The sequence below is a fragment of the Solimonas fluminis genome (assembly GCF_002930645.1).
Taxonomy (GTDB): domain Bacteria; phylum Pseudomonadota; class Gammaproteobacteria; order Nevskiales; family Nevskiaceae; genus Solimonas_A; species Solimonas_A fluminis.
Genome location: NZ_PSNW01000008.1, coordinates 1 through 18,926, shown reverse-complemented (window position 1 = coordinate 18,926; position 18,926 = coordinate 1). Strand labels below are relative to the sequence as shown.

18 protein-coding genes and 1 pseudogene are annotated in these 18,926 nt (G+C 68.8%); 8 read left to right on the top strand and 11 right to left on the bottom strand.

Going from position 1 to position 18,926, the window contains the following annotated elements:
* Positions 1-8: 8 nt before the first annotated feature.
* Genes ccmI through ccmA form a run of 9 tightly spaced genes read right to left on the bottom strand, consistent with a single transcriptional unit; the run spans position 9 to position 6,821 of the window.
* Positions 9-1,238, bottom strand: a complete 1,230-nt coding sequence (ccmI, locus tag C3942_RS14470) for a c-type cytochrome biogenesis protein CcmI (protein ID WP_104231073.1) — start codon at positions 1,236-1,238, stop codon at positions 9-11.
* 17 nt (positions 1,239-1,255) lie between these two features.
* Positions 1,256-1,735: a cytochrome c-type biogenesis protein gene (locus tag C3942_RS14465; protein WP_279331186.1), complete on the bottom strand. Its 480-nt coding sequence runs from the start codon at positions 1,733-1,735 to the stop codon at positions 1,256-1,258.
* On the bottom strand, positions 1,732-2,247 hold the full coding sequence (locus tag C3942_RS14460) for a DsbE family thiol:disulfide interchange protein (RefSeq protein ID WP_104231072.1): 516 nt from the start codon (positions 2,245-2,247) through the stop codon (positions 1,732-1,734). Before C3942_RS14460 ends, C3942_RS14465 begins: the two co-directional genes overlap by 4 nt.
* A complete protein-coding gene (locus C3942_RS14455; protein ID WP_104231071.1) occupies positions 2,247-4,220 on the bottom strand; it encodes a heme lyase CcmF/NrfE family subunit in 1,974 nt (657 codons plus the stop codon). Before C3942_RS14455 ends, C3942_RS14460 begins: the two co-directional genes overlap by 1 nt.
* Complete coding sequence (gene ccmE / locus C3942_RS14450) at positions 4,217-4,678, bottom strand: cytochrome c maturation protein CcmE (RefSeq protein WP_104231070.1); 462 nt, start codon at positions 4,676-4,678, stop codon at positions 4,217-4,219. Before ccmE ends, C3942_RS14455 begins: the two co-directional genes overlap by 4 nt.
* On the bottom strand, positions 4,675-4,818 hold the full coding sequence (gene ccmD / locus C3942_RS14445; protein WP_243393609.1) for a heme exporter protein CcmD: 144 nt from the start codon (positions 4,816-4,818) through the stop codon (positions 4,675-4,677). The genes ccmE and ccmD overlap by 4 nt, the downstream gene beginning before the upstream one ends.
* Positions 4,811-5,560, bottom strand: a complete 750-nt coding sequence (gene ccmC / locus C3942_RS14440; RefSeq protein WP_104231068.1) for a heme ABC transporter permease CcmC — start codon at positions 5,558-5,560, stop codon at positions 4,811-4,813. Before ccmC ends, ccmD begins: the two co-directional genes overlap by 8 nt.
* Positions 5,557-6,222 carry a heme exporter protein CcmB gene (ccmB, locus tag C3942_RS14435; RefSeq protein WP_104231067.1) on the bottom strand — a complete coding sequence of 222 codons (666 nt, stop codon included), beginning with the start codon at positions 6,220-6,222 and terminating at the stop codon, positions 5,557-5,559. The genes ccmC and ccmB overlap by 4 nt, the downstream gene beginning before the upstream one ends.
* A complete protein-coding gene (gene ccmA, locus C3942_RS14430) occupies positions 6,219-6,821 on the bottom strand; it encodes a heme ABC exporter ATP-binding protein CcmA (protein WP_104231066.1) in 603 nt (200 codons plus the stop codon). The genes ccmB and ccmA overlap by 4 nt, the downstream gene beginning before the upstream one ends.
* A gap of 340 nt (positions 6,822-7,161) precedes the next feature.
* On the opposite strand from ccmA, the gene folD reads away from it, so the two are divergent.
* Both folD and C3942_RS14420 read left to right on the top strand, forming a co-directional pair.
* A complete protein-coding gene (gene folD / locus C3942_RS14425) occupies positions 7,162-8,016 on the top strand; it encodes a bifunctional methylenetetrahydrofolate dehydrogenase/methenyltetrahydrofolate cyclohydrolase FolD (protein WP_104231065.1) in 855 nt (284 codons plus the stop codon).
* A gap of 2 nt (positions 8,017-8,018) precedes the next feature.
* Positions 8,019-9,116, top strand: coding sequence for an NADH:flavin oxidoreductase (locus tag C3942_RS14420; protein WP_104231064.1), 1,098 nt, complete (start codon positions 8,019-8,021; stop codon positions 9,114-9,116).
* 170 nt (positions 9,117-9,286) lie between these two features.
* On the opposite strand, the gene C3942_RS14415 is transcribed toward C3942_RS14420, so the two are convergent.
* Complete coding sequence (locus C3942_RS14415; RefSeq protein WP_104231063.1) at positions 9,287-10,972, bottom strand: AMP-binding protein; 1,686 nt, start codon at positions 10,970-10,972, stop codon at positions 9,287-9,289.
* Between the two features lie 120 nt (positions 10,973-11,092).
* Here C3942_RS14415 and C3942_RS14410 point away from each other — a divergent pair, with 120 nt between their 5' ends.
* From C3942_RS14410 to C3942_RS22865, 5 genes are all read left to right on the top strand, one after another.
* Positions 11,093-12,229 carry an acyl-CoA dehydrogenase family protein gene (locus C3942_RS14410; RefSeq protein ID WP_104231062.1) on the top strand — a complete coding sequence of 379 codons (1,137 nt, stop codon included), beginning with the start codon at positions 11,093-11,095 and terminating at the stop codon, positions 12,227-12,229.
* 54 nt (positions 12,230-12,283) lie between these two features.
* Entirely contained in the window at positions 12,284-12,688 is a 405-nt protein-coding gene (locus C3942_RS14405; protein ID WP_104231061.1) for a ketosteroid isomerase-related protein, read from the top strand.
* Positions 12,685-13,287 (top strand): GNAT family N-acetyltransferase, encoded by a 603-nt coding sequence (locus tag C3942_RS14400; RefSeq protein WP_243393608.1) that lies wholly within the window; start codon positions 12,685-12,687, stop codon positions 13,285-13,287. The genes C3942_RS14405 and C3942_RS14400 overlap by 4 nt, the downstream gene beginning before the upstream one ends.
* Positions 13,284-14,177: a carbon-nitrogen hydrolase family protein gene (locus tag C3942_RS14395; protein ID WP_104231060.1), complete on the top strand. Its 894-nt coding sequence runs from the start codon at positions 13,284-13,286 to the stop codon at positions 14,175-14,177. Before C3942_RS14400 ends, C3942_RS14395 begins: the two co-directional genes overlap by 4 nt.
* Before the next feature lie 172 nt (positions 14,178-14,349).
* The gene (locus C3942_RS22865; RefSeq protein WP_207766103.1) at positions 14,350-16,143 is read left to right on the top strand and encodes a thrombospondin type 3 repeat-containing protein; all 1,794 of its coding nucleotides are present in this window, start codon (positions 14,350-14,352) and stop codon (positions 16,141-16,143) included.
* 793 nt (positions 16,144-16,936) lie between these two features.
* Here C3942_RS22865 and C3942_RS14385 read toward each other — a convergent pair.
* Positions 16,937-18,250: an Ig-like domain-containing protein gene (locus C3942_RS14385; RefSeq protein WP_114409752.1), complete on the bottom strand. Its 1,314-nt coding sequence runs from the start codon at positions 18,248-18,250 to the stop codon at positions 16,937-16,939.
* Between the two features lie 226 nt (positions 18,251-18,476).
* Between C3942_RS14385 and C3942_RS14380 the strand changes: the two are divergent.
* A pseudogene (locus C3942_RS14380) lies at positions 18,477-18,926 on the top strand (porin family protein); the annotation flags it as partial.

Genomic DNA, 18,926 nt, shown 5'->3' with positions numbered 1-18,926 from the left:
AAATCTCTTCAGGGCACGACCCGGTCGATGGTCAGTGCGATCGGCTGTGCGGATTCTACTCTCGAAACCGCACGGCTTCCCTCCCAATCGCCGGATTCGGCCTTCACGCTGCCGCCGGCGGTGATGCGGGCGGTCACGGTCCAGCGGTCGAACTGCGACAATTTCAGCTGCGGCATCATCGCCATGCTGTCGTCCAGCACCACGTCCAGCGGCAGCTTCGCTCCCGGCAGGCGCTGCACCGCCAGCGGCATCGGCGGCCCCTGCTCGGCCTTGGCGAACACGAACAGCATGCTGCCCGGCGGCACCTTGGCTGCCAGTTCGGCGGAAAGGGCCACCCTGAGGCGCAGCTGCGGGCCTTCGGCCGCTGCCGGCACGGGCGCCGGCGCTTCGGGAGCGGCTTTCGCCGCCACGGCGACCGGCTCGCCCAGGGCCTGGGCCAGCTGGGCCAGTTGCCCTTCCAGCACCGTCCGCAGTTCCGGCGGCAGTTCCTGCTTGAGCAGGCGCTGCCAATGGTCGCGGGCGGCCGGCAGCTCGTTGGCCTGCGCCGCCGCCAGGCCGGCATACCACAGGCCCTTGCCGTTGTCCGGCTCCAGCTTCAGGGCCTGCCGGAACAGTTCCCGCGGCCGCCCCTGCAGGTCGCGGTCCCGCGCCAGGCCCAGGGACTCGCCCTCGGCCACCAGCAGGTCGGCCTCCGGCTGCGGCAGGCGCTTGTTGAGCTCGCCGTAGGCGCGGGCGGCGTCGGCGTAGTGCTCCATCATGAAATACGAGCGGCCGAGCATGGCCCAGCCCTCGAGATCGTCCGGATTCTGCTCCAGCTTGGCGGCCAGCCGCTCCACCATCTCGTTGATGGCCCCCTGCTGCGCCGCCCCCGGGTCGGCGGCCGCCAGCGCCACCAGTTCCTGGGTACGCCAGCTGCCCTGCTGCCAATAGAAGATGCCGGCGAAGGCCGCCAGCAGCAGGACCAGCACGGCGGTCGCCCCCCAGCGGCGGCGGTCGCTCTCGGCCGGCGCATCCGCCGGAAGCCCGGCGTCCTGCAGCAGGCGCGCCGCCAGTTCGTCCTTGAGCTGCGCCGCGGCGTCCGCTTCGATCACGCCGCTCTCCGCCTCGGCGTCGATCTCGGCCAGGCGCGAACGGTAGACGGCGACGTTGGCGGCCTTGCGGCGCAGCAGCGCCGCACCGGGGGCGCGCCAGTAGGGACGGGTCAGCCACAGGCAGGCCAGCAGCAGCAGGGCTGCCATGCCCAGGTACGCAGGTATCACGGACGGTCCTCGTCGAGCAGTTTCTGCAGGGCCTGCCGATCCGGCATGGCGGCGGGGGCGGCGGCCGCGTCACGGCGGCGCAGCAGCTGGCGCAGGGCGATCGCGAGCGCACCCAGCAGCAGCAGGAAGGGGCCGGCCCACAGGAAAACCGTGTTGCGCTGGACCGGCGGCTTGTACAGCACGAAGTCGCCGTAGCGGGCGGTCATGTAGTGACGGATCTCGTCGTCGCTGCGGCCTTCGGCGATCTGGCGCTCCACCTGCGAGCGCAGGTCCTGAGCCAGGGGCGCATTGGAATCGGCGATGGTCTGGTTCTGGCAGACCAGGCAGCGCAGTTCATGGACCAGGCGGCGATAGCGCTCCTGCTGCCCGGCATCCAGCGTCGCCTGGACGGTCTGGGGCGGCGCATCGGGCGGCTGCGCGGGAGCCAGGACCGGCAGCGCCAGCAGCAACGCCAGCCCCCAGTGCGCCAGCCTCACGACTTCGGCCCCTGCAGCAGGGGCCGGATCTTCTCGTTCCAGGCCTGCTCGGTCATCGGGCCGATCTGCTTGTAGACGATGGTGCCGTTGGCGTCGAGCACGAAGGTCTCCGGCACGCCGTAGACCCCCCAGTCCAGCCCGGCGGTGCCCTGGACGTCGGCGACGACGCGGCGGTAGGGATTGCCATGCCGCTGCAGCCACTGGCGGGCCGCCTCGTCGGTGTCCTTGTAATCCATGCCGACGATCTCGACGCCCTCGCCCGCCAGCTTCACCAGCAGCGGGTGCTCCACGCGGCAGCCGGCGCACCAGCTGGCCCAGAAGTTGACCAGCACGGGACGACCCTTGAGATCATCCTGGGTATAGCGCTGCGGCTCGCCGAGCAGCGCGAGGTCGAAGGCCGGGGCCGGCTTGCCGACCAGCGGCGACGGCACCTCGCGCGGATCACGCTTGAGGCCGATGCCGAGGAACACCAGCAGGACGACCAGCAGGGCCGCCGGGATCAGGAAGCGCATCAGGCCGTCACCTTGCCGTCGGCGGAGACCGGCGCCTGCGCCAGCTTCGCCAGGCGGTAGCGGCGGTCCGAGGCGGCCAGGATGCCGCCGAAGAACATGACGAAGCCGCCCCACCAGACCAGCTGCATCGCCGGCTTGTAGTACATGCGCAGGCTCCAGTCGCCGTTGTCGAAGGGCTCGCCCAGGGCCACGTAGAGATCGCGGAAGGGCGACTCGTCCACCGCCGCCTCGGTCATGACGTTCTGCTGCGCGCGGTAGAGACGCTTCTCGGGATGCAGGGTCGTGACGCTGGCGCCTTCGCGCGTCACCTCGACCGTGCCGCGGTCGGCGTCGTAGTTCGGGCCATGCACCGGATCCACGCCGCGCAGGAAGAACTCGTAGCCGTGCAGCTCGGCCGACTCGCCGGCCGCCAGGCGCACGTCGCGCTCCACGCTGTGCAGGCTGACGAAGGCCACGCCCAGCACCCACAGGCCCAGGCCGAGATGCGCCACCGTCATGCCCCAGACGCAGCGCGGCACGGCCGCAAGGCCCGCCAGCAGCGAGCGCTTGGCGCGTACGCGGCCCCAGAGGTCGTGCACCGAGGTCAGCAGTACCCAGGAGCCGAGCATCACGCCGGCGAACACCGCGAAGCCGCTGCTGCCCACCCACAGGAACGGCAGGCCGGCAGCCAACAGCAGCGCCAGCGCAGCCGGCCAGCGCAGCTGGCGGACCACTTCGGCGAACTTCGCACGCTTCCAGCCCACCGCCATGCCCAGGCCGAGGATCGCGGCCAGCGGCGCCGTCAGCGGGATGAACACGGCATTGAAGTAGGGCGGCCCCACCGAGATCTTGCCCATGCCCAGGGCGTCGACGAACAGCGGATAGAGCGTACCCAGCAGCACCGCCGCGGCGGCCACCACCAGGAAGACGTTGTTGAGCAGCAGCAGGCCCTCGCGCGAGAAGAACACCAGGTCGCCGTCGCTCTTGAGCTGCGGCGCGCGCCAGGCATAGAGCGAGAAGGCGCTGCCCAGCACCACCGCCAGGAAACCGAGGATGTAGACGCCGCGCGCCGGATCGGTGGCGAAGGCATGGACCGACACCAGCACGCCGGAGCGCACCAGGAAGGTGCCGAGCAGCGACAGCGAGAAGGCGATGATCGCCAGCAGCACGGTCCAGGACTTCAGCAGGCCGCGCTTCTCGGTCACCGCCAGCGAGTGGATCAGCGCCGTGCCGACCAGCCAGGGCATGAAGGAAGCGTTCTCGACCGGGTCCCAGAACCACCAGCCGCCCCAGCCCAGTTCATGGTAGGCCCACCAGGAGCCCAGGGTGATGCCCATGGTCAGGAACAGCCAGGCCGTGGTGGTCCAGGGACGCGTCCAGCGCGCCCAGGCGCCGTCAAGACGGCCGGAGACCAGGGCCGCGATGGCGAAGGCGAAGGCCACCGAGAAGCCGACGTAGCCCATGTAGAGCATCGGCGGGTGGATGATCAGCCCGGGGTCCTGCAGCAGCGGGTTGAGATCCTTGCCCTCGGCCGGCACCGGGAAATGGCGGTCGAACGGGTTGGAGGTCAGCAGCATGAAGGACAGGAAGCCGACGGCGATGGCGCCCAGCACCGCCAGGCAGGTCGCCGTGATGTCCGCTGGCAGGCGGCGGTTGAACACCGACACCGCGCAGGTCCAGCCCGACAGCATCAGCATCCACAGCAGCAGCGAGCCCTCGTGCGCTCCCCAGACCGCGCTGATGCGGTACATCAGCGGCAGTTCGGAATGCGAGTTGGCGGCGACGTAGGTGACCGAGAAGTCCTTCTGCACGAAGGCCCAGGTCAGGCAGAGGTAGGACAGGAACACCAGCGCGAATTGCACCTGCGCCGCGGACTGGCCGAAGGCCATCGCGCGGGCATCGCGCTTCCATACGCCCCAGGACGGGAGCAGGAACTGCAGGCCGGCGACGCCCAGGGCCAGGATCAGCAGGAAGTGGCCGATCTCCGGGATCATGCCTTGGCTCCCATCGACTTGAACTGCTCGCAGGAGTGCTTGCCGTCCGGCGTCACCAGCTTCTCGGCCAGCTCCGGCGGCATGTAGTTCTCGTCATGCTTGGCCAGCACCTCGTCGGCGACGAAGGTCCTGCCGTCCATGTGGCCGGTGGCGACGATACCCTGGCCCTCGCGGAACAGGTCCGGCAGGATGCCCTCGTAGCGCACCGGGAGCCTGGCCTCGCAGTCGGCCACGCTGAAGTTCACCAGCAACCCGTCGCCGCGCTGCACGCTGCCCTTCTCCACCAGGCCGCCCAGGCGGATCCGCGCGCCCTCCGGCAGCTTGCCGGCGGCGATGTCGCTGGGCGTCTGGAAGTACATCATGTTCTTGCTGAAGGCGGTGAAGCCCAGCACGGCGGCCACGGACAGGCCCACCAGCAGCAGGACGACTGCCGCCATTCGTTTCTGACGCTTGGTCATTCGGATTCCGTCATTTGGCGCATCAATGCACGTCGCGCCAGGCGGGGCGACAGCGCATTCCAGGCCAGCACGGCCAGGCCGCAGCCGAAGCTGCCCCAGACGTACAGGCCGTACCCCCCCATGGCCAAGGTCTCAGACACGGGACTTTCCCATCAGTTCACGCACCCAGGCGGTGCCGGCCTCGCGCTGCAGCAGTTCGTTCTGCAGCCGGCGCAGGATCACGTACCCGGCAAACAGATAGCTGCCGATCACCGAGGCGAACAGCGGCCAGGCCATGGCGGCCGTGATGCTGGGCTTGCCCATCTTCAGGATCGTGGAACCCTGGTGCAGGCTGTTCCACCAGTCCACCGAGTACTTCACGATCGGCACGTTGATCACGCCCACCACGGCCAGCAGGGCACAGGCACGGGCGGCGGCGCGGGGGTCCTCGAAGGCCTGCCACAGGCCGATCACGCCGAAGTAGAGGAACAGCAGCACCAGCTCCGAGGTCAGGCGCGCGTCCCAGACCCAGTAGGCGCCCCACATCGGCTTGCCCCAGAGCATGCCGGTGACCAGGGCCAGGGCGGTGAAGCTGGCGCCGACGGGCGCGATGGCGATGAGTGCCGATTCGGCCAGCTTCATGCGCCAGACCAGCGCCACGAAACCCGCCACCGCCATGCCGACGTAGAGCGACAGTGACAGGGCGGCGGCCGGCACGTGGACGTAGATGATGCGGTAGGCATCCTTCTGCTGGTAATCCTCTGGCGCAAAGAACAGGCCATTGATCCAGCCATAGGCCAGCAGGGCCAGGGCGATCCAGCCCAGCCAGGGCGCCAGGCGGTCCGCCAGGCGGAAGAAACTCGGCGGCGAAGCCAGCCGGTGAAACCAGGTCCAGGAGCTCATTCGAAGGCGTTGCGCAGGGCTGCGGCGGCGGCCCAGGGAACCAGGGTGATGCAGAGCACCAGCACCGCCGCGAGGAAGTATAGCGGAGCGGCCGCGTCGAGGCCGCCGAGGGCGGCACGGACCGCGCCGGCGCCGAAGATCAGCACCGGCGCCAGCAGCGGCAGCACCAGCAGGGGCAGCAGCAGCCCGGCGCGCGGCAGCGCCACCGTCAGCGCGGCGGCGAAACCGCCGACGAAGCTCAGCACGGGCGTGCCCAGGGCCAGGCCCAGCACCAGGGCCGGCAGGCCTGCGGCGGGAAGCTGCAGGGCCACCGCCAGCGGCGCGGCCAGCAGCACCAGCGGCAGGCCGGTCAGCAGCCAGTGGGCGGTGAGCTTGGCGGCCACGGTCAGGGTCAGCGGCGCCTCGGCCAGGCACAGCTGCTCCAGCGTGCCGTCCTCGTAGTCCGCACGGAACAGGCGGTCCAGGGTCAGCAGCATCGACAGCAGCGCGCCGACCCAGAGGATCGAGGGGGCGAAGCCCGCCAGCACCGGGTCGTTGGGGCGGGCACCGAGGCCGAACAGCATCACCACCATCACGAAGAACAGCAGCGGCAGCAGCCAGTCCATGCGCGAACGCAGGGCCAGCCGCAGCTCGCGGGTCAGGACGGCCAGGATCACGTTCACGGGTTCAACACCAGGATTCGCACACCGGCCAGGCCCGCCGGCAGCGGCTGGTGGCTGGTGACCAGGGCACCGCCGCCGCCGGCCGCATGCTCCGCCAGCAACTGCGCGAACAGCTCCAGCCCCTGCCGGTCGAGGCCGTCCAGGGGCTCGTCGAGCAGCCACAGGGGACGGCGCTGCGCCAGCAGCCGCGCCAGCGCGGCGCGGCGCTTCTGGCCGGCCGAGAGCGTGCGCACCAGGCGGTGGCGCAGCTTCCAGATGCCGACGCGCTCCAGCGCCGGCTGGCAGGCCGCGGCTCCGGCGCCATTGAGGCCGCACCAGAATTCGAGGTTTTCCAGCACCGACAGGTTCAGGTTCAGGCCGTTGCGGTGGCCCAGCCAGTGCAGCCCGCCCTCTTCCGGCAAGCCCCGCACCTGCCCCGCCGCGGGCCGGCGCAGGCCGGCCAGGGTCTCCAGCAGCGAGGTCTTGCCGGCACCGTTGGCGCCCTGCAGGTGCAGGATCTCGCCGCCGGACAGCGCGAAGCCCAGGCCTTCGAACAGCAGGCGCGGACCGCGCCGGACGGCGAGATCGCGGATTTCGAGCTGGAGGCTTGGTGGCGGCATGAAGCGCGGAATTCTAGCCGCATTGAGAGCCCGCCCGTGAATAAAGCGCGCCAGCGACGGCGTGCCATTTTCGTGTCCCGCTAACCCTATCGACCCGCGGTGTACTCGACGTACATGAGGGGTGATAGGGAACGCGGGGCGCGAAAATGGCCCCGTCCCGAAGGGTTGCGCCGGAAATCGCGCCACGCGGCGCCGACCGCTGCTTATTGGGGCCCACCCAACCGCGCATCGGCCGGCTGAGCTTGGCGCGATTTCTGGCTGCAACGCTGGCGTGCTTTATTCACGGGCGGGCTCTTAGAATGTGCGCCGATCATTACCCCTCTCCATTAGGGACATTCTCTTGCCCGCACAGCTCATTGACGGCAAAGCCGTCGCCCAGTCCGTCCGCGAGCGCGTGGGCGCCGCCGTCGCCGCCCGCCTCGCCGCCGGCCACCGTCCCCCTGCCCTGGCCACCGTGCTGGTCGGCGAGGACCCCGCCTCCCAGGTCTACGTGCGCAGCAAGCGCAAGAGTTGCGAGGACCTGGGCATCCGCTCGGTACCGGTGCATTTCGAGCCTTCCGTGACCCAGGAACAGCTGCTGGCCGAGGTCGACCGGCTCAACGCGGACGACAGCGTCGACGGCATCCTGGTGCAGATGCCCCTGCCCGGCCATATCGACGCCACCGCGGTGATCGAGCGTATCCGCCCGGACAAGGACGTGGACGGCTTCCACCCCTACAACCTCGGCCGCCTGGCCCAGCGCCTGCCGGTGCTGCGCCCCTGCACGCCCTACGGCGTGATCGAGCTGCTGAAGTCGGTGAACGAGCCCTTCAAGCGCCGCACCGCCGTGGTCGTCGGCGCCAGCAACCACGTCGGCCGGCCGATGATGCTGGAACTGATGCTGGCCGGTGCCACCGCCACCTGCTGCCACCGCTTCACCGCCGACGTCGCCGCCGAGGTGGCGCGCGCCGACATCGTGGTGGTGGCCGTGGGCAAGCCCGAGATGGTCAAGGGCTCCTGGATCAAGCCCGGCGCCACCGTGATCGACATCGGCATCAATCGCATGCCGGACGGCAAGCTCCGCGGCGACGTGGAGTTCGAAGCGGCGCGCGAGCGCGCCGCCTTCATCACCCCGGTCCCCGGCGGCGTCGGCCCGATGACCGTGGCGATGCTGATGCAGAACACCCTGGAAGCGGCCGCGCTGCGGGCGAAGTAGGCATGGACGGAAAAGCCCCGGTGACCGACCTGTTTGCCCCGATCTCCTTCGCGCACGGCCCGGCGATGAAGAATCGCCTGATGCTGTCGCCGCTGACCAACCTGCAGAGCCACGCGGACGGCAGCCTGTCGGACGACGAGTTCCACTGGTTGGTCAAGCGCGCCCAGGGCGGCTTCGGCATGACCATGACCTGCGCCGCCTTCGTGCAGATGCAGGGCCGCGGCTTTCCCGGCCAGCTCGGCATCTCCGACGACAGCCAGCTGCCCGGCCTGACACGGCTGGCCGCCGCCATCCGGCGGGAGGGCAGCCTGGCCACGGTGCAGCTGCACCATGCCGGCGTGCGCTCCCCCAAGGACTTGAACGACGGCCTGCAGCCGGTGGGCCCCTCGGACTTCGCCGAGACGGGCGCCCGCGCCCTGAGCCACGCCGAGGTCGAGCGGCTGATCGAGGACTTCATCGCCGCCGCCGTGCGTGCGCAGAAGGCCGGCTTCGACGGCGCGGAAGTGCATGGCGCCCATGGCTACGTGGTGGCGCAGTTCATCAGCGAGGAGTTCAACCAGCGCGAGGACGAGTTCGGCGGCTCGCTGGAGAACCGCAGCCGCCTGCTGTTCCGCATCCTCGACGGCATCCGCGAGCGCTGCGGCCCGGAGTTCAACCTCGGCGTGCGCCTGTCGCCCGAGCGCTTCGGCCAGAAGCTGTCCGAGATCCTCGAGATCAGCGAGCGCCTGTGCCGCGAAGGCCGCATCGACTACATCGACCTGTCGCTCTGGGACGCCTTCAAGGAGCCGAACGAGGAGGCCTACCACGGCAGCAGCCTGCTGTCCTGGTTCACCCGCCTCGACCGGCGCCAGGTGCGCATCGGCGCCGCCGGCAAGATCCGCGGCGCCAGGGAAGCCCTGGCCTGCCTGCAGGCCGGCGCCGACTTCGTCGCCATCGGCCGCTCCGCGATCCTGCACCACGACTTCCCCCAGCTCGTGCACGGCAACAGCGAGTTCCAGCCGGTCCGGACGCCGGTGACGGCCGACTACCTGCGCAGCGAGGGCCTCGGGGAAAAGTTCGTGGAGTACATGCGGACCTGGCCGAAGTTCGTGGCCGAGTAAAACCTGCCCCTCAACGATCCGTTCGCCCTGAGCCTGTCGAAGGGTGAACGGATCGGCGCGCGGACCGTTCCTGCTTCGACAGGCTCAGCACGAACGGCCAGGATAGCCAGGGGAAGCGGTCTGCCCATCCATGGCCGCCCGCCACCAGTACATGGATGGCATCCGGCCACTCATGTACTGGTAGCCCAGACCACCGCCTTCTTCTGCCTCAGCCAGCCATCGAAGTACTTCGCGTAGTTGCACTCGATCGCCGGCCGCTTCACCTTCAGCGTCGGCGTGATGAAGCCGTTCTCCACCGTCCACTGCTCGGTCACCACTGCCAGGCAGTCCATCTGCTCGTGCGGGTCCAGCTCCGCATTGATCTTCTCCAGGTGCTGGCCCAGCGAGGCCGCCAGCGCCTGGCGCTCCGCCGGGCTGCGGGCGTGGTTCACCGCGTCCTGCGACAGCATCACGATGCCCATCGGCTGCGGATAGTTGGCGCCCACCACGCAGCAGGCCTCGATGGTCGGGTGCGTCACCAGGCGATCCTCGATCGGCGACGGCGCCACGTACTTGCCCTTGGAGGTCTTGAACAGGTCCTTCACCCGGCCGGTGATGCGCAGGCGCCCCTCGGCGTCGATCTCACCCTTGTCGCCGGTGCGCAGGAAGCCATCCTCGGTCAGGGTCTCGCGGGTCTTCTCCGGCTCCTTGAAGTAGCCCGTCATCAGCGCCGGCGAGCGCATCTGCACCTCGCCCGCCTCGCCGATTCGGCACTCCACGCCGGGATAGGTCACGCCGACATAGCCCGGCTTGCCCTGCCCCGGCAGGTTGCTGTGGGAGCAGCCGAAGTTCTCGGTCATGCCGTAGCCCTCGAGCAGTTCCAGGCCCAGGCCGTGGTACCACTTCAGCAGGTCCGGCGGCATCGGCGCGGCGCCGCCGCCGGCAAAGCGGACCCGGTCCAGGCCCATGCCCGCGAGGATGCGGCGCTTCACCAGGGAGCCGATCAGCGGAATCTTCAGCAGGCGCTCCAGCTTCTCCTTGGGCATCTTCGCGTAGACCCCCTGCTGGAACTTCACCCACAGGCGCGGCACCGAGATGAACACGGTGGGCCTTGCGCGGCGCAGGTCCTGCGGGAAGGTCTCCAGCGATTCGGCGAAGAACACGCGGCTGCCGGCGTTGAGCGAGCCGGACTCCACCACCCAGCGCTCGGCGACGTGGGCCAGCGGCAGGTAGGACAGCATGCGGTCCTCCGGGCTGCTGCCGAAGCGCTGGCGCAGCGACTGCGCCGACCAGCCGATGCTGCTGAACAGGTGCATCACGCCCTTGGGCATGCCGGTCGTGCCGGAGGTGTAGACGATGGTGGCCAGTTCGTCGGCCCGGCGCAGCGGATTGCCCGGCAGCGGCGCCGTCTTCGCCACGATGTCGTCCCATTCCGGGAAATTCTCCTCGGGCGACAGCGGGTAGCGGATGCACTTCACCGCGCTGCCGACCACGCCGGCGCGCATCATGTTCCAGTCGTCCAGCTTGCCGACGAAGCAGGCGCGCGACTCGCTGTGCTGCAGGATCTGCTTCACCGAGTCGGAGGTCAGCGTCGGGTAGATCGGCACGCTGACGTAGCCGGCCATCCAGATGGCCAGATCCGACATGATCCACCACGCGCAGTTCTTGGAGAGGATCGCCACGCGCGAACCCGGCTCCCAGCCGAAGGACTTCAGGTAGGCCGCCATGCGCCGGGCCTCGTCGGCCACCTCGGCCCAGGTGTAGTCGCGCATCCTGCCGCCGCCGAGCGGCTGTGACAGGTAGACGGCCTGGGGTTGCGTCGCTTCCCAGTGGTAGACCCGGTTCAGCGGCAGCAGGGATTCGTCGATGACGGTCATGTCGACTCCTCTTGGTAATTATTGTTACCGAACGTCTCGCGGTTGCGCGCCGTCCGGGGCGGAGATTATGGTGCAGCCCTTGTCCTCCAGGGAACCGCCTCCGCGGTAATATTAATAACCATGAAGCATCCGTTCTACACCGAAGACCATGAAGCCTTCCGGCAGCAGCTGCGTCGCTTCGTCGAGAAGGAGATTGCTCCCAACATCGACAAATGGGAAGCCGCCGAGGAGCTGCCTCGAGAACTGCATCGCAAGGCGGCGGAGGCCGGCCTGCTGCAGATCGGCTTTCCCGAGGCCTGCGGCGGGGCCGAGGTGGACCCCTTCTACGGCATCGTCGTCACCGAGGAGCTGGCGCGCGCCGGCAGCGGCGGCCTGATCGCCAGCCTGATGAGCCACGGCATCGGCACCCCGCCGGTCGCCCATGTCGGCAATGCCGAGCAGAAGGAGCGCTTCGTGCGGCCGGTGCTGGCCGGCGAGAAGATCGCGGCGCTGGCCATCACCGAGCCGGGCGGCGGCTCCGACGTGGCCAACATCCGCACCCGGGCCGTGCGCGACGGCGACCACTACGTGGTCAACGGCTCCAAGACCTTCATCACCTCGGGCATGCGGGCCGACTTCATCACCACGGCCGTGCGCACCGGCGGCGACGGCATGGGCGGCGTCTCCCTGCTGGTGATCGAGGGAAACACCCCGGGACTGACGCGCTCGCCCCTGCACAAGATGGGCTGGTGGTGCTCGGACACGGCGACGCTCTACTTCGACAACTGCCGGGTGCCGGTGGCCAACCGCATCGGCCCGGAGAATGCCGGGTTCATGGCCATCATGATGAACTTCAACAACGAGCGCCTGATGCTGGCCGCCCAGGCCTGGGCCTTCGCGCAGGTCTGCTACGAGGAATCGCTGGCCTATGCCCGCGAGCGCCAGACCTTCGGCAAGCCGCTGATCCGCAACCAGGTCATCCGCCACAAGCTGGTGGACATGCGCACGCGCAACGAGGCCGTGAAGGCCAATCTCGACATGGCAGCCTGGCGCATCGGCCAGAAGCAGTTCCCGGTGGCGGAACTGAGCATGCTGAAGAACTTCGCCACCACCTCCCTGGAGTGGGTGGCCAACGAGGCGATGCAGATCTTCGGCGGAGCGGGCTACCTGCGCGGCGCCAAGGTGGAGCGCATCTACCGCGAGACCAAGGTGCTGACCATCGGCGGCGGTTCGCTGGAGATCATGAAGGACCTGGCGGCCAAGCAGATGGGATACTAGGGCCTGCGCCATGCCGTAGCGGTTACACTTTCCGTTTCCAGCAAGGAAGCCGAGATGACGGAACAGACCCGCAAGCTGATCGAACGCTATTACGCCGCCTTCAACGCCGGCGACATGGATGCCTTCCTCGGCATGCTGACCGAGGACGTGGTGCATGACGTCAACCAGGGCCTGCGCGAGCACGGCCGAGAGGCCTTCGCGGCCTTCATGCAGCGCATGAACCGCAGCTACCGTGAGCAGATCGCCGACCTGGTGGTGCTGGCGGAGCCCTCCGGGCGCCGCGCCGCGGCCGAGTTCACCGTGCTCGGCGAATACCTGGCCACCGATGCCGGCTTGCCCGAAGCCAACGGCCAGACCTATCGCCTGCCCGCCGGCGCCTTCTTCGAGCTGCGTGACGGCAAGGTGGCGCGCGTGACCAACTACTACAACCTGCAGGACTGGCTGGCGCAGGTGCAATGAGCGGCACGCTGACCGTCGATCTGCTGCGCGGCGGCGACATCGCGCGCCATGTGGATGCGCTGGCACGGCTGCGCATCCGCGTATTCCGCGAGTTCCCCTATCTCTACGACGGCAGCGCCGAGTACGAAGCGCACTACCTGCAGACCTACGTCGACAGCCCGCACAGCCTGATCGTGCTGGTGCGCGACGGCGCCGAGGCGGTAGGCGCTTCCACCAGCCTGCCGCTGGCCGAAGCCCACCAGGAGATGCGCGAGCCCTTCCTGGCCGCGGGACTGCCGCTGGAGCGATACCATTACTTCGGCGAATCGCTGCTGCTGCGCCCCTACCGGGGACGCGGCCTGGGCGTGCGCTTCTTCGAGGAGCGCGAGGCGCACGCGCGGCACCTCGGCCAGTCCTGGACCACGTTCTGTGCGGTCGAACGCCCCCCGGATCATCCGATGCGCCCGGCGGACTACGTGCCCAACGACGTCTTCTGGGGCCGGCGCGGCTACGTCCGCGAGCCGGGGCTGGAATGCCGGATGTCCTGGCTGGACCTCGGCGACAACGCGCCCAGCAACAAGACCCTGGGCTTCTGGCAGCGTCGGCTGGACCCGGCATGAGCAAAGGCTATCTCCTGGCGGCGGCGCAGTATCCGGTCGGCGAACTGGCGGACTGGGACGCCTTCGAGGACAAGCTGTCCAGCTGGTGCCGCGAGGCGGCGGCGCGGCAGGCCAAGCTGCTGGTGTTTCCCGAATACGCCAGCATGGAGCTGGCCTCGCTGCTGGGACCGGCGCTGCGCGCCGACCTGCACGGGCAGATCGCCGCGATGCAGGACCTGCTCCCGCGCTGGCGCGCCCTGCATGCCCGCCTGGCCCGGGAACTGGGGGCCTACATCCTGGCCGGCAGCTTCCCCGTGCGCGAGGACGGCGGCTACCGCAACCGCGCCTGGCTGTTCGGGCCGGAGGGCAGCGCCGATTTCCAGGACAAGCAGATGATGACCCGCTTCGAACGCGAGCAATGGGGCATCGGCGCCGGCAAGGGCCTGAAGCTCTTCGATACGGCGCTGGGCCGCATCGGCATCTGCACCTGCTACGACATCGAGTTCCCGCTGATCGCCCGCACCCTGGTCGAAGCCGGGGCCGAACTGCTGCTGGCGCCCAGCTGCACCGACACCCTGGCGGGCTACCACCGCGTGCGGATCGGCGCGCAGGCACGGGCACTGGAAAACCAGTGCTACGTGGTGCAGGCGCCGCTGGTGGGGGAAGCCCCCTGGTCCCCTGCGGTGGACGTGAACATCGGTGCCGCCGGCATCTATACCCCGGTGGACCGCGGCCACCCCGACGACGGCGTCCTGGCTTCCGGGCGGCTGGACGAGCCCGGTTGGGTCTATGCCCGGATCGACACCGCCAGCCTGGATGCCGTACGCCGCAGCGGCCAGGTCTTCAACCACCGGGACTGGCCTCTCCAGCCGCCCGCGGACACCCTGGTAAGCCGGATTTCCATGCCCTGACGCCGGGAACCCTGTCCCTGACATTGGGTAGTGACAAAATTCCTACTGCCGACACGGCGATAGCGTTGATACTTCATGCGCGAACGGGCTAAGATCGCGCGAGCGGTATACATCCAATTCCGGGGGCCACATGTTTAACAAGCGGTTGGGAGCGGCGCTGAAGGGCGCTGCCATGTCTGGAGCGATGGCGGCAGCGCTGCTTTCGACCTCCGCCAATGCCTACGAGCCGGGCTGGTATTTCGGCCTCAGCGGCGCGTACTCCTCCATCGAGGATTCGGATGGCAAGCTGAACACCAGCCTCACGTCCACGACTCCGCCGACCGAGGAGGAGATCGAGGAGTGCCTGCTGGCCGGCCTTCCGGTCCTGGGCCCCCTGCTGAACGGCGTCGTCGGCGGCCTCGGCGTGCAGGGCTGCCTTCTGACCCTGCTCGGCCCCGGCACCGTGACGCCCGGCACGCCCGGCGGCTCGACCACGCAGCGGCTCCCCGCCGCGCCCGCGCGGGTCACTTTCGATGGCGGCTACAGCATCGCCGGCAGCCTCGGATACCTCTTCGACGGCGGCTTCCGGCCGGAACTGTCGGTCGCGATCTCGGAAAACGACATTGACGTGGCGTCGGTCGAGACCACGGCCGGTTCGGGCCTGATCAGCGACGATGGCAAGGTGCGCACGCTGCGCGTGCTGGCCAATGCCTGGTACGACTTCGACTTCGGCTCCTCGATCGTTCCCTACCTGGGCGTCGGCGCGGGTTTCCAGCAGGCCGACCTCGACCTGGATGACGCCGGGCTCTCGGGCAAGGCTTCCGGCCTGGTCTATCAGGCCGGCGCCGGTGTCGGCTTCGTGCTGGGCGATGCCACCACCCTGTCCATCGACTACCGCTACATCGTGGGCGATGACATGGAGGCCTCGGGCCAGTCGCCTACGGCCCCCGATGGATCGTTCACCTCCTCCAAGCTCGAGAGCGAATACAAGTCGCAGACCGTGGGCGTGAGCCTGCGCCGCAGCTTCGGCGGCACCCCGACCGACAGCGATGGCGACGGCGTCCCCGACCGCAAGGACAAGTGCCCCAACACCCCCAAGGGCGTGACGGTGTACTCCGACGGCTGCCCGGTGGATACCGACGGCGACGGCGTACCCGACTACCTGGACAAGTGCCCCGGCACCCCCAAGGGCACCGCGGTTGACGCCAAGGGTTGCCCGGCCGACTCCGATGGCGACGGCGTGCCCGACTCGCTCGACAAGTGCCCCGGCACCCCGCGCGGCGTGATGGTGGGCCCGGACGGCTGCCCGATCGACAGCGACGGCGACGGCATCCCCGACGCCTACGACAAGTGCCCCAACACCCCCAAGGGCGTGATCGTCGGCCCGGATGGCTGCCCGGCGGCGGATGCCGATGGGGACGGCGTGCCCGACTTCATGGACAAGTGCCCGGAGACGCCGAAGGGCGTGGCCGTGGGCCCGGACGGCTGCCCGCTGGATTCCGACGGTGACGGCATTCCCGACTACCTCGACGAGTGCCCGCGCTCGCCGCCGGGCGCCAAGGTCCTGCCCAACGGGTGCGCCCTGACCGGCGACTGCCGCAAGCCCCGCCCGGGCGAGGCCGTGGACGCCAACGGCTGCGCGCTGGACAAGAACTTCATCCTGCGCGGCGTGAAGTTCGAGTTCGACTCCGACCGCCTGACCGAGCCGGCCAAGCTGATCCTCAACGAGGTGGCCGAGACGCTGAAGGCCTACCCGACGATCAAGGTCGACCTGGAAGGCCACACCGACAACGTCGGCACCGACGCCTACAACCTGGGCCTGTCGGAGCGCCGCGCCAATTCGGTGAAGACCTACCTGGCCGGCCGCGGCATCGAAGCCCCGCGCATGAACCCGGTGGGCTACGGCGAGTCCCGCCCGATCGACAGCAACGACACCGAAGAAGGCCGCGAGGAGAACCGCCGCGTGGAGCTGAAGGTGATTGAGTAAAGCAGCGAGCCGCGTGGAGGGCCCCTGGCGCCAGAGCGCCAGGGATCCTAGCGCAGCGAGTCTGCGGTTCAGATGACCGAACCCCGCCCTAACCCGGCGGGGTTTTCTTTGCGCGGCGCCCAAGCCTTGCGTGGAGATCCCCTGCGCTCTTGCGCTGGGGGCCCCTCCACGCTGTTCGCGGCTTTAGCGGAGTTCCCGGGGTTACAACCGCCGACTCACGACGCTGAGGATCCCCAGCGCTCTTGCGCTGGGGGCCCCTCCACGCTGTTCGCGGCTTTACCCCTAGCGCTGCGCGGGCTCCCCTGGTGGAGAGGAGCTGGCGGGCAGCAATACCGTATCGGGAAAGAGCACCGGCAGCAGGCTGCGACCCGGGGACTCGTTCGCAGATGCATGGCAGAGCCCTACTGGGTTAGCCCGGCAATCGTCCTGCTGCGGAAAAGCGGGGGAAGCCTCGAGGGCATGGGCCGGGTGGATGAGATCGATCCCGGTATGCCCGGAGCCCGGTCGTTGATTCCAACGTGGTGCTCAGCTCGATGGGAATAGTTTGCGCGCCGGCGCGCGGAACTCATAACGGAGTTCCGTATTCCTGGCGGCCGTGGAGGGCCGTCCCGGGGGGTTGATGCATGGGCGAAGATCCCGTCATGGATGGCTGCCCGAGCGCGTCGTCCTTCGGCAGGCTCGGGGCGAACGCTTGGGGTCGTCACCTCAGGTCCCCTCTCCCGCATTTCCCCGCATGAGGAGATGGACAAAAAAAGGGCGCCCGGAGGCGCCCTTCTTCGAAGCGGTCCTGCACCTACTCTTCCGTCACCTGCGCACGCGAGCAGGCGGTGTTGACGTTGACCGCCGCCAGCAGCGACAGCAGGCCGCCGCGGAAGGTCAGCTTCACGCCGTCGTAGTCCTGGGTCGTCGCGCCGGTGGTCAGCAGGAACTGCGGATCGTCCGGCAGGCGGATGCCCAGCAGGGTCAGGCGCAGCAGCTCGGAACTGGTAGCCGGATCGTCGTTGTCCACGAGCTCACCGCTGGCGTTGCGGCTCACCGTGCTCACTTCCAGGCTGCCCAGCAGCTGGGCGGCCAGGATGTTGTTGGTGGTGCGGCTCAGCAGGAAGCCCACCGGGTTGCCGGCCGGAATCGTCGGCTGGCCCGCCTTGTTCGCGACGGTGACCGAGACGTTGGACAGCAGCAGCAGGCCCAGCGGGATATTCATGTCCGCATAGGTCTCCAGGTTGCCGTCGATGATGTTCTCCTTGTTGTTGACCGAGCAGCCGATGCACAGCGATTCCGTCACCTCGGCCGTGGCGGCCAGGAACTCGGTCGCGCAGAACTCATTGGCCGCCGTGACGTTCAGCGTGGCATCGGCGGACGCCGGATTGGGCAGCGGCGTGACGCCGGCGGTGACCTCGCCGGTGATCACCGCCGAGCCTACGTCGTCGGTCCGGAAGCTACTGCTGGTCGACCCGGAATTCGCGGCCACCGTCGGCGTGTCGCTGCTCCACTCGAGCGTATGCGGAGGGGTGGCGATGCGATAGAGCTGCCCGTCGGAGAAGCGGCCGATGGCCTCGAAGCTGACGTCGATACCCGGGGTGCGGCTGTAGACATCGCTGTCGGGGCATGCGGGATTCGCCGTGGTGACCGGGCGGATGCACTCCACCGAGCCTCCGGCCAGGGTGGCGCTGGTCACGGTCACCGGCAGGGTGTCGGACTTGCCCTTGTAGCTGGCCGTCACCGTGGTACCGCCCACGGCCTTACCGGTGATGCGCCCGTTGCCGTCCACCGTGGCGTTCGTTTCGGACGAACTGCCCCAGCTGGCCTCGGTGGTCACATCCTGGTTCTCCAGCTTGACGACCAGCTTGCCGTCGATCTCCTGGGGAGCGGGACTGCCTTCATAACCGGGAGGCACCGTGGTGGTGATGGTGGCCAGGGCACGGACGTCCCGGGTGGTTCCCACCGGCAGGGACTGGGAGGCCAGCTCCGTGGTCGCCGGCGACGGCCCGGTGATGCGGAACTCCGAAACCGTGGTTTCCGGCTGGAAGTCGGGGCTCGAGGGCCCGCCGTTGCAGCCGGCCATCGCCAGCACGCTCGTCACCAGCAACCAACGCAATCCTTTCATCTCGAAACACTCCCTGTACGGATGGGGTCACCGGAAGCGTATGGCGTTTGCGCCCCGGGTTCATGGAAAATAGTATGCCATTGACCGGAACGGTTGAGTGTCCGCAAGTGGTTTTCTGACGACAGGTAGCAAACAGCAGCCCGAGCGTCGCCGGAAAAATTCGTCGCGGGGACTCCCGGCAAGGTACAGTCGCGTCCGCAGCTCTTTCAGGGATGGGAGATTAAGAATGTCTAAATTTGCATGGTTGGCCGCGGCGGGCCTGCTCTGGGGCGCCACGGTGTCCGCGCAGGACGCGGGCAAATACGACCAGCGGTGGTACGTATCGCCGTCGATCGGCGGCGTGTTCGCGGACAAGGAGAACCTGGACAACGGCGTTGCCGGGTCGGTGAGCGTGGGCCGCGCGCTGGGCCGGTACACGGGTTTCGAGCTGGAAGGCGGCTACAGCAGCCTGACGGTGTCGGACCTGCCGGCGGAGAACGACTACGAGCGGCTGACGCTGGGCGCCAACCTGCTGCAGTACTTCGCCAACGACAAGGCCGGGATCCGGCCGTTCGTGATCGGCAGCATCAACGCGCACCAGATCGACTTCCTGGGCGAGGAACTCAGCGGCGCCGGCGTCGGCCTGGGCCTGGGCTCGATGTTCCAGATGTCGCCGTGGTGGGACCTGCGCCTGCAG

What these genes read in the sequence shown, in the direction of transcription:
- C3942_RS22865 (WP_207766103.1), top strand. Translation starts at nt 14,350, where the DNA reads ATGTCTGGAGCGATGGCGGCAGCGCTGCTTTCGACCTCCGCCAATGCC.
- C3942_RS14385 (WP_114409752.1), bottom strand. Translation starts at nt 18,250, where the DNA reads ATGAAAGGATTGCGTTGGTTGCTGGTGACGAGCGTGCTGGCGATGGCC.
- C3942_RS14400 (WP_243393608.1), top strand. Translation starts at nt 12,685, where the DNA reads ATGAGCGGCACGCTGACCGTCGATCTGCTGCGCGGCGGCGACATCGCG.
- ccmC (WP_104231068.1), bottom strand. Translation starts at nt 5,560, where the DNA reads ATGAGCTCCTGGACCTGGTTTCACCGGCTGGCTTCGCCGCCGAGTTTC.
- ccmA (WP_104231066.1), bottom strand. Translation starts at nt 6,821, where the DNA reads ATGCCGCCACCAAGCCTCCAGCTCGAAATCCGCGATCTCGCCGTCCGG.
- C3942_RS14460 (WP_104231072.1), bottom strand. Translation starts at nt 2,247, where the DNA reads ATGCGCTTCCTGATCCCGGCGGCCCTGCTGGTCGTCCTGCTGGTGTTC.
- C3942_RS14455 (WP_104231071.1), bottom strand. Translation starts at nt 4,220, where the DNA reads ATGATCCCGGAGATCGGCCACTTCCTGCTGATCCTGGCCCTGGGCGTC.
- C3942_RS14420 (WP_104231064.1), top strand. Translation starts at nt 8,019, where the DNA reads ATGGACGGAAAAGCCCCGGTGACCGACCTGTTTGCCCCGATCTCCTTC.
- ccmE (WP_104231070.1), bottom strand. Translation starts at nt 4,678, where the DNA reads ATGACCAAGCGTCAGAAACGAATGGCGGCAGTCGTCCTGCTGCTGGTG.
- C3942_RS14395 (WP_104231060.1), top strand. Translation starts at nt 13,284, where the DNA reads ATGAGCAAAGGCTATCTCCTGGCGGCGGCGCAGTATCCGGTCGGCGAA.
- ccmI (WP_104231073.1), bottom strand. Translation starts at nt 1,238, where the DNA reads ATGGCAGCCCTGCTGCTGCTGGCCTGCCTGTGGCTGACCCGTCCCTAC.
- C3942_RS14405 (WP_104231061.1), top strand. Translation starts at nt 12,284, where the DNA reads ATGACGGAACAGACCCGCAAGCTGATCGAACGCTATTACGCCGCCTTC.
- C3942_RS14415 (WP_104231063.1), bottom strand. Translation starts at nt 10,972, where the DNA reads ATGACCGTCATCGACGAATCCCTGCTGCCGCTGAACCGGGTCTACCAC.
- C3942_RS14410 (WP_104231062.1), top strand. Translation starts at nt 11,093, where the DNA reads ATGAAGCATCCGTTCTACACCGAAGACCATGAAGCCTTCCGGCAGCAG.